12 protein-coding genes and 1 pseudogene are annotated in these 17,214 nt (G+C 51.6%); 5 read left to right on the forward strand and 8 right to left on the reverse strand.

The window, feature by feature from the left end; genetic code table 11:
- Positions 1 to 355: 355 nt before the first annotated feature.
- From WG68_RS02015 to narL, 6 genes and pseudogenes are all read right to left on the reverse strand, one after another.
- Positions 356 to 820, reverse strand: coding sequence for a VOC family protein (locus tag WG68_RS02015; protein ID WP_046555997.1), 465 nt, complete (start codon positions 818 to 820; stop codon positions 356 to 358).
- A 244-nt stretch (positions 821 to 1,064) separates the two neighbouring features.
- Positions 1,065 to 1,247: pseudogene (locus tag WG68_RS19295) on the reverse strand (YfhL family 4Fe-4S dicluster ferredoxin); the annotation flags it as partial.
- Positions 1,235 to 2,560, reverse strand: coding sequence for a prephenate-dependent tRNA uridine(34) hydroxylase TrhP (trhP, locus tag WG68_RS02020; RefSeq protein WP_046555998.1), 1,326 nt, complete (start codon positions 2,558 to 2,560; stop codon positions 1,235 to 1,237). The pseudogene WG68_RS19295 and the gene trhP, both read right to left, overlap by 13 nt.
- 85 nt (positions 2,561 to 2,645) lie before the next feature.
- Positions 2,646 to 4,238, reverse strand: coding sequence for a thiamine pyrophosphate-binding protein (locus WG68_RS02025; protein WP_046555999.1), 1,593 nt, complete (start codon positions 4,236 to 4,238; stop codon positions 2,646 to 2,648).
- Between the two features lie 160 nt (positions 4,239 to 4,398).
- Positions 4,399 to 5,646 (reverse strand): molybdopterin molybdotransferase MoeA, encoded by a 1,248-nt coding sequence (gene moeA, locus WG68_RS02030; protein ID WP_083981766.1) that lies wholly within the window; start codon positions 5,644 to 5,646, stop codon positions 4,399 to 4,401.
- On the reverse strand, positions 5,646 to 6,299 hold the full coding sequence (narL, locus tag WG68_RS02035) for a two-component system response regulator NarL (protein WP_046556000.1): 654 nt from the start codon (positions 6,297 to 6,299) through the stop codon (positions 5,646 to 5,648). The genes moeA and narL overlap by 1 nt, the downstream gene beginning before the upstream one ends.
- 321 nt (positions 6,300 to 6,620) lie before the next feature.
- On the opposite strand from narL, the gene WG68_RS02040 reads away from it, so the two are divergent.
- On the forward strand, positions 6,621 to 8,237 hold the full coding sequence (locus tag WG68_RS02040) for an MFS transporter (RefSeq protein WP_046556001.1): 1,617 nt from the start codon (positions 6,621 to 6,623) through the stop codon (positions 8,235 to 8,237).
- Positions 8,238 to 8,281: 44 nt separating this feature from the next.
- Here the strand turns inward: WG68_RS02040 and WG68_RS02045 are convergent, their stop codons facing one another.
- Together WG68_RS02045 and WG68_RS19635 are read right to left on the reverse strand one after the other, a co-directional pair.
- Positions 8,282 to 10,069, reverse strand: a complete 1,788-nt coding sequence (locus tag WG68_RS02045; RefSeq protein ID WP_046556002.1) for a HAMP domain-containing protein — start codon at positions 10,067 to 10,069, stop codon at positions 8,282 to 8,284.
- A 17-nt stretch (positions 10,070 to 10,086) separates the two neighbouring features.
- Positions 10,087 to 10,329 (reverse strand): hypothetical protein, encoded by a 243-nt coding sequence (locus tag WG68_RS19635; RefSeq protein WP_161796339.1) that lies wholly within the window; start codon positions 10,327 to 10,329, stop codon positions 10,087 to 10,089.
- Positions 10,330 to 10,405: 76 nt separating this feature from the next.
- Between WG68_RS19635 and WG68_RS02055 the strand changes: the two genes are divergently transcribed.
- From WG68_RS02055 to narI, 4 genes are read left to right on the forward strand one after another with little or no spacing between them, the layout of a single operon-like run.
- Positions 10,406 to 14,122, forward strand: coding sequence for a nitrate reductase subunit alpha (locus WG68_RS02055; RefSeq protein WP_046556004.1), 3,717 nt, complete (start codon positions 10,406 to 10,408; stop codon positions 14,120 to 14,122).
- Between the two features lie 16 nt (positions 14,123 to 14,138).
- Complete coding sequence (gene narH / locus WG68_RS02060; protein ID WP_046556005.1) at positions 14,139 to 15,674, forward strand: nitrate reductase subunit beta; 1,536 nt, start codon at positions 14,139 to 14,141, stop codon at positions 15,672 to 15,674.
- Positions 15,675 to 15,680: 6 nt separating this feature from the next.
- On the forward strand, positions 15,681 to 16,451 hold the full coding sequence (gene narJ, locus WG68_RS02065) for a nitrate reductase molybdenum cofactor assembly chaperone (RefSeq protein WP_046556006.1): 771 nt from the start codon (positions 15,681 to 15,683) through the stop codon (positions 16,449 to 16,451).
- Between the two features lie 12 nt (positions 16,452 to 16,463).
- Positions 16,464 to 17,153 (forward strand): respiratory nitrate reductase subunit gamma, encoded by a 690-nt coding sequence (gene narI / locus WG68_RS02070; protein ID WP_046556007.1) that lies wholly within the window; start codon positions 16,464 to 16,466, stop codon positions 17,151 to 17,153.
- Positions 17,154 to 17,214: the final 61 nt, after the last annotated feature.

The following is a 17,214-nucleotide window of genomic DNA, read 5'->3' on the forward strand; positions in this document are numbered from 1 at the left end:
CCGCAAGACACACTTACCGGTCTTTAACCTGAAGTCCGGGTAGAGTCATGCCTGAAAATGCCGTAAAAACACATCAGGCGTATTCCTTTACCGCATTAGCGCCGTTTGCAGCCTTTTTGTGCAGCTTTAACCTGCATATACGCTGATATAACGGTCGATTACTCATAATTTTTTGATGTGCCTGTCCATGGTTTTTCTTCATCCTATTCTGTAATAGCAGACATAATGACGCTCTGGGCGCAAAATGCGCCCCTACCACCCGGCAGGCAGTGTCGGCCTTGAACCGTTCGATACACCAGACTGTTGTAAGGGCGCATATTTACGCCCCACTTTATCTGGTAATAACAGCAGCCGCTTAGCTACCATACAAGGCCTGGGCACGGCGGTTGAGTTCCTGCTCAGGTACATCCTCAATATGGGTTGAGAACATCCAATTGTGGCCGAAAGGATCCTGCAGGCAAGCCATACGATCGCCATAAAACTGATCGGTTGGCGGCATGGTTAAACTGGCGCCTGCGGCCACGGCTTGTTGCACCAGCGCATCAACATCCTTGACATAGATCATCACCCCAACCGGGGTGCCCTGTAACATCGCTGGGCTTTTAGTACCCCATTCGTCGCTTTGCTCGCTCAGCATAAACAACGCTTGCCCCAGCCGCATTTCAGCGTGCATTACCGCGCCCGTTGGCGTATCCATCTTCAGAATAAGCTCAGCAGCAAAGGCCTTTTGGTAAAAGCCAATGGCATCGGCGGCATTAGAAATGGTGAGATAAGGAATGGCTCCGCTGTAGCCTTCCGGTATAGGTTGAACCTGTGACATTATAGTGCTCCTTGTTGCTCAGGCCCGATTTATCTAACCGGGCGTGCCATCTTAACCAGAACAGCAACCCACTCTGGCATAGACACTATAGTATAGAATGGCAGAGGTGTAGCTCGAGAGTGTATACATGTCAATAAAGATAACGCCAGTTAGCAACTTACAGTGTTTTACCAACATATCAGTTATTTGCTGTAGCCTTTTCACAGGCGAACCAGAGTTAAGCCGAGCTACAGTAGTCTTACTGCAGCTCAATACAATCTATCGGGCAGACGGCTATACAAGTCGGTTTATCGTAATAGCCTACACACTCGGTACATAGCTCAGGGTCTACCTGGTAGTGTTTAACGCCCATACTAATGGCGTCGTTCGGGCACTCGGGTACGCACATGTCGCAATTGATACAGCTGATTTCAATTACGGCTGGCATGCTTGCCCCACCACTGCAGCATCAATTGCTGAGTGTTGCTGTGGTAGCTGCTTTAGCAACATGGCAAAATTAAAGCTTTGTTGCAATGGCAGCTTCACCTTCAACTGATAACACGCACCTGGTGCCAGCAAGATAGCGTTATTTTGCTTATCGCGCAGTCCCTGTAACGTAAAACACTGATTACCGTTTGGCGACATTAAGATCAGGCTATCGCCCACGGCAAACTGATTTTTCACTTCAACCAGCGCAAAACCTTCACTGTCCTGCTCGCCAATAAACTCACCGACCAATAGCTGCTCGCCGACACTGTGGCTGGTGGCGTAGTTTTGGGTATCCTGTGGTTTATGCCGGCGTAAAAAACCTTCGGTAAAACCGCGATTGGCCATACCGTCCAACTCACCAAGTAAATTGGGATTAAAGGCGTTACCGGCCACTGCATCATCAATGGCCTGGCGGTACACCTGGGCAGTGCGCGCGACATAATAGGGTGATTTGGTGCGGCCTTCTATTTTCAGCGAATGCACGCCCATCGCGGTTAACGCCGCCACATGCTCAATGGCACGTAAATCTTTTGAATTAAGAATGTAGGTGCCATGCAAATCTTCATCAATGGCCATCAGCTCACCGGGGCGGCCTTGTTCTTCCAACAGCGCAGGGGTGCTTATTGGTTTAAACTGCCCTACCTCATCTTCCACCGCAGCATGCACCTGATAAGGCCAGCGGCAACTGTTGGTGCAAGCGCCCTGATTAGGGTCACGTTTATTGATATAACCCGATAACAGACAGCGACCGGAATAGGCCATACAAAGTGCGCCATGCACAAAGACTTCCAGTTGCATATCCGGTACTTCCCGGCGAATTTCAGCGATTTCATCAACCGCCAGCTCGCGCGATAAAATCACCCGCTCGACACCCTGCGCCTGCCAGAACTTCACCGCGGCCCAGTTCACCGTATTGGCCTGCACTGACAGGTGCAGAGGCACCTGTGGGAAATGCTGTTTTAGCAAGTAAATGACTCCGGGATCAGACACAATCAACGCATCGGGCTTAAGTGCCACTACCGGTGCCATATCGGCAATAAAGCTGTGCAGCTTGCTGTTATGCGGCGCAATATTGACCACCACATAAAACTTTTTGCCCAATGCATGGGCCTCTGCAATGCCAGTTTGCAGCGTGGCCAGATCAAATTCATTATTGCGCACCCGCAGGCTGTAGCGCGGCTGGCCGGCATAGACGGCATCAGCGCCATAGGCAAAGGCCAGCCGCATCGCTTTTAAACTGCCGGCGGGTGACAGTAATTCAGGTATTAACATAGAGTCTGCTCGCGCTGTTGCAAAATGGCGGCTATTTTAGCGCTCAGGCGGCTACAGGTTTTGATCTGCCGCAACATCCTGACCTTTAGCATGACGTCAGCCCTGCCCCGGCTGCCGCTTTAAAACCCGCGGCAAAGTTATTCAACCGCTCAGTACGGCTGCCCTCAGGCAGCATTACTTCAATCAGGCTAAAGCGCTTACAGTTGTTCAGTGCCAGGCTCAAAGCCTCGCTAAAATCGGTCAGGTTGCTCACCTGCATACCCTGGCCACCCATACCGCGCGCCAATTCTGCATAATGCCAATGCTGCAGATCAGTGCAGTTAAGCCCCGGTGCAAAGGCATCAATCATGTCCCAGCGCTGGTTATTAAACACAATGATCACCGGTGCAAAGCCATAGCGGGCGCAATGTCCCAACTCCAGCCCGGTCATTAAAAAGGCACCATCACCCACTAAAACCACTGGCCGCAGCCCGGTGACGGCCTGCACGCCAAAAGCCGCCGGCACCGCATAGCCCATAGAAGCATAAAAGGCCGGCGCCAGCATTAAGCTGGGGTTAGCATGCAAAGAAGCAAACAGACAATCGCCAATATCGGAGATCAGCGGCACGGTTTCATTGCGTCTGGTTAAGATGCGATCTAACGCCTGCACCAAACTGGTGGCGCTAAACTGCTGCTCAGCAGCCGCTATTGGCAGCGGCGGCCAAGCTCTATCCGCAAAGGGCGCTATCTGTTGCTGCGAAAGCGCCGCCAACAGCGGTTTTAACGCCTGCTCTGCCTGCTCAACTAACAGTACTTTTTCTGCCGTAAATAGCCCGGCATGGGCGGCAAAATTACTGTCGGTTTTAATCACACCAATTTGCAAAATAAGGTCGGCATCACGCAACAGCTGTGCCGGGCGCAAGTCAGATTTATCCAGAAAAATGCCACCATACAGCCGGTGCTGCTGGTTAAAGCTGGCGCGGCCCATTAAGGTGCTGACAAAGGGGATATTAAGCGCATCGGCTAAGGCTTCCAGCTCCGCCACCGCAGCAAAACGGCGCACGTCAACGCCGGCGATAATCACCGGCTGCTTCGCCTGCTGCAGCCGGGCCCTTATCTTGGCGACGGCCAGCGCCAGTTCATCCGCTGTAACTGTTGGCGGCAAGTAAAGCCCTGCCACTGTGGTGCTAAATTGCACCGCATCGCGCGGAATTTCCAGCAATACCGGCCGGCTTTGCTGCTTGGCTACTGTGAGCGCGGCACGGATATCGGCACCTGCCCTTGCCGGCTGATCTAGCCGGAACTGCGCGGCGGTAATTTCACGGTAAATATCACGCTGTGAGTCGACCGTTTTCGCCTGATGATGAATTTGCAGGCCGCGGTCAATCTCAGTCTGGCTCGGAAAACCGGCAATCACCAGCAGCGGCACATGCTCAACATAGGCCTGCGCCACCGCATTAACCGCATTTAAGGCGCCGGCACCGTAAGTCAGGATCACCACTTCCGGGTTATTGCTGATGCGCGCCGCCGCATCAGCGGCGAATACCGCTGAGGGCTCATGACTTAAATAGTACAGCGGTAGCTTACTGCGCTGCTGCAGCTGTTCAAACAGCGGCAACACAAAATCGCCTGGAATACCAAATAACTGCTTTACCTCAAACACCTCAAGCTCATGCAGTAGCGCATCAACCAATAACATAACTCACTCCGGTTTTGCGTTGTTGTAACGCCTAGTGTGGTGATTATTAAGCTAATTGAAGTTGATACAGATCAAAACTGCGCCGGCTTGTGCCGGCACAAAGGTGGTAGCTGGCATCCAAAGGCGCCCGTTTTCATAAAAAGAAGACGCCCTACTGGTCTTAACGCAGCATAGAAGAAAACGGCAGTATAAACACCTGCTCACCTGCCGGCACACTGCCACTGTCGCGTTCCAGCACGATATAGCAGTTGGCGTGGGCAATGGAACTGAGCATGCCAGAACTCTGGCTGCCGAGGGTTTTGACATTCAAGCCATCTTCGCCCTGCCAGTACCAGCCGCGCTGATAGTCCATCCGGCCGGGCTGCTTTTTCAACGGCACGCTGCATATCGCCTGCAGCAAAGCTGGCGTATAATCGGCTGCCTCGCCGCTGAGTTTACGCAGTACCGGCTGCACTAACTGCTCTAAGGTCACTACTGCCGCCACCGGATTACCGGGCAGGCCAAAGAACCAGCAATGATTCAGTTTACCAAAAGCGAACGGCTTGCCCGGCTTTATCGCTACCTGCCAGAAGTTGATCTGGCCAAGCTTTTGCAAAATTTGCCGGGTAAAATCGGCTTCACCTACTGACACGCCGGCACTGGTAATCAGCACATCCGCTTCGGTCATCGCCTGTATAAATGCCTGTTCTATAGCGTCCACATTGTCAGGTAACAGGCCTAAATCTAACACTTCGACGCCCAGGCGCTGCAACATGGCCGCCATCACGTAGCGATTACTGTCATAGATATGGCCGGGCAGCAACGGCTGACCGGGTGGCAATAACTCATCACCAGTGGAAAATATCGCGACGTTAAGCTTGCGCTTAACATTAACACTGGCAAAGCCTAATGACGCCAGTAACCCCAGATCGGCAGGGCGCAATTTATGCCCTATTGCAAACACCTGCTGGCCTTTGCAGATATCTTCTCCGGCACGACGAACATGCTCAGCCGTTGTAGGCTGCAACTGACACAGAATGCTCTGCTGTTGGTTAGTTGCACTAAGCGTTACCTGCTCTTGCATCACAACCGTATCTAAGCCTGCGGGTAGCACAGCACCAGTGGTTATCCGCACACAACTGCCTGCAGGCACGCTGTCAGTAAATGCATGGCCGGCCAACGCTACACCAACTACCAGCAACGGTTGACCCGGTTTTACCTCAGCAGCGCGCAATGCGTAACCGTCCATAGCGGCATTATCATAGCCAGGTACATCAATTGTTGATAACAACGGCTGGGCTAATACCCTGTCTAACGCCTCGCTTATCGGCACGGCTTCCTGCCCGCCCAGCGGCAGCACCTGAGCTAACATCTGCGCCAGCGCCTGTTCAGCGCTTAACATTGGCTTGGGTATTGCTGCTTTTTCCATCAGGCTTTAGCTCCCTGCTGATTCACCATCCACACCGCCGCTTCAACTCGCGAGCGCAAACCGAGCTTTTTCAGTAAATGTTTCACATGCACTTTTACCGTACCATCTGAAATACTCAGCTCACGGGCAATCAGTTTATTGCTTAATCCCTTGGCAATAAAACTGAGAATTTCATGTTCACGGTTGGTCAGGCTGTTTAGTTCAGCCGAGGTTTTTACTGCCGGACGGCGTAATGCGGTAGCCAGCACCTGCGTAATCGCCTCACTTAGCACCATTTTACCGGTAAGAGCGCGTTTAATCTGCTCCAGCAACATTTCCGGATCGCTGTCTTTTAACAGGTAACCATCAGCGCCATTACTAATGGCGTTGACCACATCTTCATCGGCATCCGACACCGTCAGCATCACAATGCGGGAGGTGACGCCCTCGTCCCGCATCTTTTTCAAGGTGGCAATGCCGTCCATCCCCTGCATATTTAAATCCAGAATAATTAAATCCGGATCCAATTCTGTTGCCAGCGGGATAGCCTCTGCACCACTGCTGGCTTCGGCGATAACTTCCAGTTCATCCTCCAGTGCTAATAACTGCTTTAGCCCTTTGCGTAATAAGGGGTGGTCATCCACTAACATAATGCTGGATTTTTGCTCTGACATTGCTGGCTCCAAGACGAGATAAAGTATCTATGTGCTATTAGCTTATAACAAGCTGGGAAGAACTTTGATATAAATCAGTAAAATGGCACATCACTGGCTATTGCAAATTGCAATGTTCAGCATTTTTGCCGTTTGAAACGCATGAATAAAGCACTGTTTTAAAACAAATATATTTACTTTTCGTCCAAAAACTACCACTTAGTAAGTACCTCCAACTAACCCTCTGGCTTTGCTGGCTAACTCCGAAGATACATTGTGACAGCAGGCCATGCCCTGCATAGTTGCCATAGCTTAATTTGCTGTTCTCAACAGGAGTGAACTATGTCAGATCTGAAACAGTGGCAACCGGAAGATGAACACTTCTGGCAAACAACCGGCAAGCGTATTGCTAACCGCAATCTGTGGATTTCTATTCCCAGCTTGCTTTGCGGCTTTGCCGTGTGGATGATGTGGAGCATTATCAGCGTCCAAATGCTCAATCTGGGGTTTCCTTACTCGGCATCAGAATTGTTCACTCTGGCCGCTATTGCCGGTTTAAGTGGCGCGACGCTGCGTATTCCGGCCAGCTTTTTTGTCCGGCTTTGTGGTGGCCGCTATACCATTTTCCTCACTACCAGTCTGTTGATGATCCCAGCACTGGGTACCGGCCTGGCGTTGCAGGATCAGAACACGCCATTTTGGGTGTTTCAGGTTTTGGCGCTGCTATCCGGTATCGGTGGCGGTAACTTCGCGGCCTCAATGTCAAACATCAGTTTCTTTTTCCCGAAAAAGCAGCAAGGACTGGCGCTGGGCTTAAATGCTGGCCTGGGCAACTTTGGCGTCACCAGTATGCAAATTCTGGTACCACTGTTTATGACTTTTGGCGCCTTTAGCATGCTGGGTGGCGGTGAGCCAATGGTTCTGCAAAAAGCCAGTGGCACCCTGATCGGCAGCATTGCCGCCGGCAGCGATACCTGGATCCAAAACGCGGGCTTTCTGTGGCTGCTATTGCTGATCCCACTGGCCTTTGCCATCTGGTTTGGCATGAACAACATTCATACCGAAGAAGTCACGCCGAAACTGCCCAGCGCCGTGGGCTCGTTTTCGATTATTCTGCTGATGTACGCTATTGGCTTTATCACCTCGATTATCGGTTTGTGGTTAATCCTGCCTGAAGCCGCCAATGGCTCTGGCTTTAGCATACCCAAAGAGCTGGTACTGGTGTTGATCCTGTTTGCTACGGTAATGGCACTGAAAATTCTGCCCGGGGCGATTCGCACCAGTCTGGAGCGGCAATACAAGATATTTAACAACAAACATACCTGGGTAATGAGTGTGCTCTATATCATGACCTTTGGCTCCTTTATTGGCTTTGCCGCTGCCTTTCCGTTGTCGATACAGGTTATTTTTGGCTACAGCCATATTATGGTCGATGGGGTAATGACCCACACCACCGCCAACCCTAACGGCCCAAGCGCCTTAACCTACGCCTGGATAGCGCCCTTTATTGGCGCCTTAATTCGCCCGGTCGGTGGCTGGTTATCCGATAAATGGGGCGGTGCTTTCGTCACCCAAATCTGCGCGGTAGTGATGATCAGCTGTGCGCTGGGTGCGGCTTACTTTATGCAACTGGCTTATCAGTCGGCAACACCTGAGCAGTATTTTATGCCGTTTTTCCTGATCTTCTTAGGCTTGTTTGCCGCCAGTGGTGTCGGTAATGGCTCTACCTTTAAAACCATCGCTGTGGTGTTCCCCAAAGAGCAAGCAGGCCCGGTATTGGGCTGGACCTCAGCGGTCGCCGCTTACGGTGCCTTTTATATTCCCCAGGTGTTTGGTGAGCAAATTAAAGCCGCCACACCAGAATATGCGATGGTGGGTTTTGCGGTGTTCTATGCGTTATGTTTGCTGATTAACTGGTTCTTTTATCTGCGGAAAAATGGCGAGTTTTATAATCCGTAGATAGAAGCGTAAATGGGGGCGCATATTTGCGCCCCTACCTACAATCAGGCCATTTGCTGCTGTAACAAATACTCAGGCGTAAAACTGAAATAGACCCCGGTGCCGCCTTCTGACCGGCGTTTGATGCTGATGCTACCGCCCAAATGCTTACTGCGCTCCTGCATAATGGCCAGGCCGTAGTGGTTTAGCTTTTCTGCTGACTGCGGTATACCAACGCCATTATCTTCAATCGCCAGTACTATGGTGGCGCCGTGTTGCAGCTGTAAGCTTATATTAATCTCCGTACCTGCGCTGTGGTGCACTGCATTCTGGCTGGCTTCACGAATAATCTGCAGTAAATGAATTTCCTCATGCGGTGCCAGTGGTATATTGATTAACTGATAATCGAGTTTAATTTGCATGCCCGATTGCTCGCTGAGCTGTTTCACAGTTGCCTGCAGCGCGCTAAGCAAGCCATTGCCATCTACTTTCAGCCTAAAGGTGGTGAGTAACTCACGTAGCTGCCGGTAGGCAGCGTCTAAGCCTTGTTTTAACTCTGCCGACACATCAGCAATAGTGACCTTGTCTTCTTTCTGGGTGGCTTTGTTTAAGCGGGTAACCTGAATTTTCAGATAAGATAGCGCCTGTGCCAGCGAATCATGCAGTTCACGGGCGATCACGGTACGCTCCTGCATCAGCGCCAGCCGGCGTACCTGCTGCTCCTCCGATTTTAAACTAAGCGCCAATGCCAGTTGATCCGCCACCGCCGCCAGTAACTGTTGCTGCCAAAGTTGCAGCGCTTGCCCGTCATCAATGCGCGCCACCAGCACGCCATATTTTTTACGATCACGATGCAAAACATAGTTATAGTTGCTGCTGTTACAGCCCTCGGCCACCGGTTGGCTCAGGCAATCGCCACAATTTTGCTGAGCACAGGGATCAGCACTGCCATCCCCGGGTAATACCTGCAGATAGGGTTTATCGCCCTCTTCGGTAAACAGGCACAGCTCCAGATTATCTACTTTAACCACAGTTTTTAACTCTGCGACGATCAGGTTAAAATCGACAAACTCAGGTGCATGCTCGCTGATCCGCTGCGCGGTGTTATATAAAAAACGCAAGGTGGTATTGCTGTGCTGCAGCGCTTCGGTTTGCTGCTCTACCCGTTTTTCCAGGTTGCCATACATATAGGCGATGGAGTCGCTCATTTTATTAAAGCTATGCGCCAGGGTGCCAAGTTCATCGTTGCTTTCAACCGTCAGCCGCTGGGTAAAATCGCCCATCGCCACCTGTTTCGCGCCACGGGTCAGCTGTTCTAACGGCTGTTGTACTATCACTTTTAACCAGTAAATGACGATGGCCGATAACAGCACAGTGGCAAGCAGCGCCAGCAGTTGCAGAGTGCGAAAACTGCGCACTTTTTGCTCGGCGTCCTGCTGAATATAAAACACCAGCTGCTCCAGCAAGGCAATTTGTTGCTGCAACTGTTGTTCTAACAGTAACACGTCAACCGGCTGCTGTTGGAAGCTGGGTGCAATCTGCTGCCAGTGCTGCCGCGCAGCAGCGAATTGCGCCATTATATGCTGATCTTGCAGAAAACGATTAAATACCGGATGTTGCCAGCTGGTGGCGAACTGCTTGCCAGCTTGCTGTAAGGCGGTTGTATCCTGTTGCTGGGTCAGCCAGGCCATGCGGTAGCTTTGCATCCTGAGCGAGCCTGCCACATTCACCGCCAGTGCATCATTGCCGCTTTTATCCGATAGCCAGTAAGACGCCAGCATAGTGCCAATGGCCAGCGTGACAATGCAGGCCAACGCAATATTAATCCGGGTAACAATTGAAAACTGTCGCATAACCTCTCCGCCTGCTGTTATCGCTCAAGCATAACTGTATTTGAGTAACTTTGTTTAGATCCCGCAAAAAAACCAGACGCAAATGAGCTACCCCCTTTTTCCTGCAGGGGCAGCGGCTTGCTCAGCCATTCAGCCACTGGTGGTATAAGGGCCGCTATTGTCGGCTGCACTACGCCATTACGCACTACCCATTTGTGGGTATTTTTGTTTTTTATCATATGTTTAGCGCTATAGCCGCCTTGATCCAAATCAAGCATCATCGCCCTGTTGTTTCTATAGTGTGCATACCAAAAGCAAAAAACGTCTGTTCATGCCGGACAAGACCAGGAGTCAATTATGAGTCATCTTCTCGACAAGCTGCGGTTTTTTAAAACACGTAAAGTGCCCTTTGCTGACGGCCATGGTGTTACCACCAATGAAGACCGTAGCTGGGAGCAGGGTTACCGCCAGCGCTGGCAGCACGATAAAGTCGTGCGCTCTACCCATGGCGTTAACTGTACCGGCTCCTGTAGCTGGAAAATTTATGTCAAAGACGGCCTGGTAACCTGGGAAACCCAGCAAACCGACTACCCGCGCACCCGGCCGGATTTACCCAACCACGAGCCGCGCGGCTGCCCCCGAGGCGCCAGCTATTCCTGGTATATTTACAGCGCCAACCGCTTAAAGTACCCCAAGGTACGCCAGCAGCTAATGAAGCTGTGGCGCGAAGCCAAGGCACAGCACCCGGATCCGGTTGCCGCCTGGGAGTCGATTGTTAAAGACCCGGTCAAAGCGAAAAGCTACAAAGAGCGTCGCGGTTTAGGCGGTTTTATCCGCGCCAGCTGGGATGAAGTAAACGAGCTGATTGCTGCCTCTAATGTCTATACCACCAAAACCTATGGCCCGGACCGGGTTACCGGCTTCTCGCCCATCCCGGCGATGTCGATGGTGTCTTACGCCGCCGGTGCCCGCTATTTATCGCTAATTGGTGGTAACTGCTTAAGTTTCTACGACTGGTACTGCGACTTACCACCCGCCTCACCACAGGTATGGGGCGAGCAAACCGATGTGCCGGAATCGGCCGACTGGTATAACTCGAATTACATTATTGTCTGGGGCTCGAACGTACCGCAGACCCGCACGCCCGACGCCCACTTTTTAACCGAAGTACGCTACAAGGGCACCAAAACCTGTGTTATCACCTCAGATTACTCGGAAGCCTCCAAGTTTGGTGATACCTGGCTGGCACCACGTCAGGGCACTGATGCGGCGCTGGCGATGGCCTTTGGCCATGTTATTTTACAAGAGTTCTACGTTAACAACCCCAGCAGCTACTTTATCGACTATGTACGTCGTACTACCGACATGCCCATGCTGGTGATGCTGGAACAAGGTGAAAAACATCTGAGCCAGGGTCGCTTTCTGCGCGCCGCCGATTTAGTCAATAACCTGGGTGAAGCAAACAATCCGGATTGGAAAACCATCGCCATTAACCATGATGGCCGGCTAACCAGTCCGAATGGCTCTATCGGCTATCGTTGGGGGCAAAGCGGTAAGTGGAACCTGGAGCAAAAAGACAAAGACGGTGAGCTGGAGCTGCAATTAACCTTAAAAGATAACCGTGATGAACTGGTCGACGTTGCTTTCCCCTATTTTGGTGGCGCGCCGCACGAATATCAGTATTTCCAACATACTGATCACGCAGATATCCAGATCCGCAAAATTCCGGCGAAAAGAGTCGAACTGGCCGATGGCAGTACGGCACTGGTAGCAACGGTATTCGATTTAATGCTGGCGCAGTATGGTGTTGATAATGGCGTTGGCGATGACAGCCGCGCTAAGTCTTATACTGACAACATTCCCTATACCCCAGCCTGGCAGGAAGCTATTACCGGCGTAAAACCTGATGATGTGATCCGGGTAGCGACCGAGTTTGCCCGCAATGCCGATAAAACCCGCGGTCGCTCTATGGTGATAGTGGGTGCTGCGCTAAACCACTGGTACCACATGGACATGAACTACCGTGGTCTGATTAATATGCTGATGATGTGCGGCTGTATCGGTCAGAGCGGTGGCGGCTGGGCCCACTATGTCGGCCAGGAAAAACTGCGGCCACAAACCGGCTGGACGCCACTGGCCTTTGGTCTGGACTGGCAGCGGCCACCTCGCCATATGAACGGTACTTCATTCTTTTATAATCACTCCAGCCAATGGCGCTATGAAAAGCTGGATATGACCGAAGTGATCTCACCGCTGGCTAATCAGGAAAAATGGAGCGGCAGCATTATCGACTTTAATGCCCGCGCCGAACGCATGGGTTGGTTACCCTCGGCACCGCAGCTGGGCATTAACCCATTGGGGCTGGCCGCAAAAGCCAAAGCCGCCGGCGTTGAGCTGAAAGACTATGTGCTGCAGCAGCTAAAAGATCGCAAGATTAAATTTGCCTGTGAACAGCCGGAAAGCCCGCAAAACTTCCCGCGCAATATGTTTATCTGGCGCTCTAACCTGCTGGGTTCCAGCGGCAAGGGCCATGAATATATGCTGCGGCATTTACTGGGTACCAAACACGGTTTACTCGGTAAAGACTTAGGCGATTTCGGCGGCAAAAAACCGCAAGATATCGAATGGACCGACGATGGCGCCGAAGGCAAAGTCGATTTATGGGTAACGCTGGATTTTCGGATGTCCACCACCTGCCTGTATTCCGACATCGTGCTGCCAACCGCCACCTGGTATGAAAAAGACGACATGAATACCTCGGATATGCATCCGTTTATTCACCCGTTAACCGCAGCGATTGACCCGGTGTGGGAAGCGCGCAGCGACTGGGAAATATTTAAAGGCATTGCCAAGGCCTTCTCGAAAGCGTCTGTGGGCCACTTAGGCGTAGAAACTGACGTGGTCACCACGCCAATGCACCACGACACCCCGGCCGAACTGGCACAACCCTATGGCGTAAAAGCCTGGTGGAAAGGTGAATGTGAAGCCATTCCGGGCATGACTATGCCGCATATCAATATTGTGGAGCGGGATTACCCCAATACCTATGCCCGCTTTACCTCTATTGGCCCTTTGCTGGAAAAAATCGGCAATGGCGGCAAAGGCATCGGTTGGGATACCAAGGACGAAGTGGGCTTCCTGAAAAAACTCAACCGGGTGCACACGGATGAGGGCATTAACAAAGGCATGGCGAAAATTGACAGCGCCATCGACGCCTGCGAGATGATTTTATCCTTAGCACCAGAAACCAATGGTCAGGTAGCCGTTAAAGCCTGGGCGGCACTGAGTAAAATGACCGGCCGCGACCATACCCATCTGGCGCTGCCCAAGCAGGATGAGAAAATCCGCTTTGCCGATATTGTGGCCCAGCCGCGGAAAATTATCAGCTCGCCTACCTGGTCTGGCTTAGAAGATGAACATGTGTCCTACAACGCCGGTTACACCAATGTGCACGAGTTGATCCCCTGGCGCACCATTACCGGCCGCCAGCAGTTTTATCAGGATCACGAGTGGATGCGCGACTTTGGCGAGCAGCTGTGCAGCTATAAGCCACCGATTAACTTAAAAACCGTGCAACCGGTGCTGAATAAAACCCCGAACGGCAATAAGGAAATCGTGCTGAATTTTATTACCCCACACCAAAAATGGGGCATTCACAGCACGTATTCCGACAACCTGTTAATGCTGACACTGTCGCGTGGTGGCCCTATTGTCTGGATCAGTGAAATCGACGCTGCTGCCGCGGGTATTGAAGATAACGACTGGATTGACATCTTTAACGTTAACGGCGCCATCGCCGCCCGCGCGGTGGTATCACAACGAGTGCCCGAGGGCATGAGCATGATGTACCACGCCCAGGAGCGCATTGTAAACGTGCCTGGCAGTGAGTTAACCGGCACCCGTGGCGGTATTCATAACTCGGTGACCCGCGCGGTAATGAAACCGACCCATATGATCGGCGGCTATGCCCAGCAGGCCTACGGCTTTAATTACTATGGCACCGTTGGCTGTAACCGTGACGAATTTGTGATCATCCGCAAGATGGGCAAAGTCGACTGGTTAGACACTAAATAAGGTTGGAGTAAGCAATATGAAAGTTAGAGCCCAAATTGGCATGGTGCTAAATTTAGACAAGTGCATAGGTTGCCACACTTGCTCCATCACCTGCAAAAACGTCTGGACGTCGCGTGAAGGGGTGGAATACGCCTGGTTTAACAATGTTGAAACCAAGCCCGGCATTGGTTTTCCGAAAGAATGGGAAAACCAGCAAAAATGGAACGGCGGCTGGGTACGCAATAAAAGTGGCAAGCTGGAACTGAAAATCGGCGGTAAGCGGCGTATTCTGGCGAATATTTTCGCCAACCCGGACTTGCCGGAAATTGACGATTACTACGAGCCGTTCGATTTTGACTACCAGCATTTGCATACCGTTGGCGATACCAAGCACCAGCCGGTAGCGCGGCCGCGCTCGCTGATCAGTGGCCAGCGCATGGAAAAAATTGAATGGGGTCCGAACTGGGAGGAAATTCTGGGTACTGAGTTTGCTAAACGCAAAATCGACCAGAACTTCGACGAGGTAGTGCAAAAGGACATCTACGGTCAGTTTGAAAAGACTTTTATGATGTACCTGCCCAGGTTATGCGAACACTGCCTCAATCCGGCCTGTGTGGCAGCCTGCCCTTCTGGTGCCATTTATAAGCGCGAAGAAGATGGCATAGTACTGATTGACCAGGACAAATGCCGTGGCTGGCGCATGTGTGTCTCGGCCTGCCCGTACAAAAAAATCTACTACAACTGGAAAAGTGGTAAATCAGAAAAATGTACTTTCTGCTTCCCACGGATTGAAGCCGGCCAGCCTACGGTCTGCTCGGAAACCTGTGTTGGCCGTATTCGTTATTTAGGCGTGTTGTTGTATGACGCCGATAGAATTGAAGCCGCCGCCAATACCCCGAACGAAAAGGATTTGTATCAGGCGCAGCTGGATATCTTCCTCGATCCGAATGACCCGGCGGTTATCGCCGCGGCCAAAGCCGAAGGCATTGGCGATAACTGGATTGCCGCTGCCCAGCGCTCACCGGTGTATATGATGGCAATGGACTGGAAAGTGGCGCTGCCACTGCACCCGGAATACCGCACCCTGCCAATGGTCTGGTATGTGCCGCCACTGTCACCTATTCAGGGGGCGATTCAGGCCGGTCATGTTGGCATGAATGGCGAAATCCCGGATCTGAAATCGCTGCGCATTCCACTTAGGTATCTGGCCAATATGCTGACCGCCGGGGATGAAGCGCCGGTAGTACGGGCGCTGGAGCGGATGATAGCGATGCGCGCTTTTAAACGCTCGCAGCAGGTCGATGGTGTCGAAGATGCAGAAGTTTTACAGCAAGTGGGCTTAACCCCGCTGCAGGTCGAGGAAATGTATCGCTATATGGCGCTGGCAAATTACGAAGATCGTTTCGTTATCCCCACCAGCCACCGCGCCTATGCCGAAAATGCCTATGACTTAAAAAGCAGCTGTGGTTTCAGCTTTGGTAATGGCTGTGGCGATGGCAATAACGGCGTTAACCTGTTTGGCACTAAAGCCAAGGGCGTGCGTCAGGTTATCCCGGTTGAGATTAAGGATTAACAAAAAATGCAAATATTACAACTGTTGTCGTTGCTACTGGATTACCCGAAGCAGCCAATTCAAGACGCCAAAGACGATTTGCTGGCAGTAGTGGCCAGCGCCACTATAGCGCCGGCGCATAAAACCGCCTTAAGTGACTTTATCAACTCGCGCTGCAACGGCGATTTAATGGACTGGCAAGCCGAATACGATGGTTTGTACGAGCGCGGCCGCTCCTTGTCGTTGCTGATTTTCGAGCATATCCACGGCGAATCACGCGACCGTGGCCAGGCTATGGTTAACCTGATGGCGCAATACCGCGAAGCCGGGCTGGATATTGGCGTTAAAGAGCTGCCGGATTACCTGCCGCTTTATTTAGAGTTTTTATCCACTCAGGGCGAACACAACGCCCAAATCGGCCTGGAAGAAATTGCGCCAGTGTTAGCGGTGCTGCTGTGCCGCTTACAACAACGGGAATCAAATTACGCCAGTATCTTCGATACCCTGGTGGCGCTGTCTGCCGCTGAGGTGGATTTGGATGATATTAAGGCGCAAATTGCCAGTGAAAAACGCGATGATACACCAAAAGAACTGGATAAAGTCTGGGAGGAAGAAATGGTCAGCTTTATGGGCAACGACCAGACTGACTCGGCTTGTGGCAGCGGCAATAAGCCGAGTGCCGGGCAAAGACGCGACCAGTTTATTCCGTTGAATGCTGATTCACTGAGCAGTGATTTGCTGGGGGCTGATCCCTTAAGTAAAGAACTTTATAAAGAGGCCGCGGCAAAGCGCGCTTAAAGGAGCACCACTATGGCACACTTAAACCTGTTTGCCTTTGGCATTTATCCCTACATTGCCATCGCCATTATGGTGATTGGCAGCTGGATCCGTTATGACAGAGAGCAATACACCTGGAAAACCAGTTCCAGCCAGCTGTTAGAGAGTAAACAACTACGCAAAGGCAGTATCGCCTTTCATATCGGTATACTTGGCATTTTCTTGGGCCATTTTGCTGGTTTACTGATGCCAAAAGAGTTGTGGTACCTGGTAGGTATTACCACTGAAATGAAGCAAATGATCGCCATTGTCGCCGGTGGACTTTTTGGCTTAATTTGCTTTTACGGCCTGACCATCCTGATTATGCGCCGCTTGTATAACCCACGGATCCGCGCCACCAGCAATACCATGGACATTGCCATTTTGTTTTTACTTTATGCGCAATTAATTCTTGGTTTACTGTCAATTTTTGTCTCAATGGGCCATTTAGATGGTACCGAGATGCTAAAACTGATGGCCTGGGCCCAACATACGGTCACCTTTAACTCTGTGGCTGCTGCAGAAGCGATTAGCGGCGTACACTGGATTTTTAAAGCCCATGTGTTTTTAGGCCTGACGCTCTTTGTGGTGTTCCCGTTTAGTCGCTTAGTACATATGCTCAGTGTGCCGGTGCAGTTTATCCGCCGCCAGCACCAGATAGTACGCCAGCGGTTTGTACGGTAAGCAAGGTTGAATCCAACCTGAAGTCAGCAGGGCCCTGACGGTTGCAACACTCGCTGTGCTC

The sequence above is a fragment of the Arsukibacterium ikkense genome (assembly GCF_000987775.1).
GTDB lineage: Bacteria > Pseudomonadota > Gammaproteobacteria > Enterobacterales > Alteromonadaceae > Alishewanella > Alishewanella ikkense.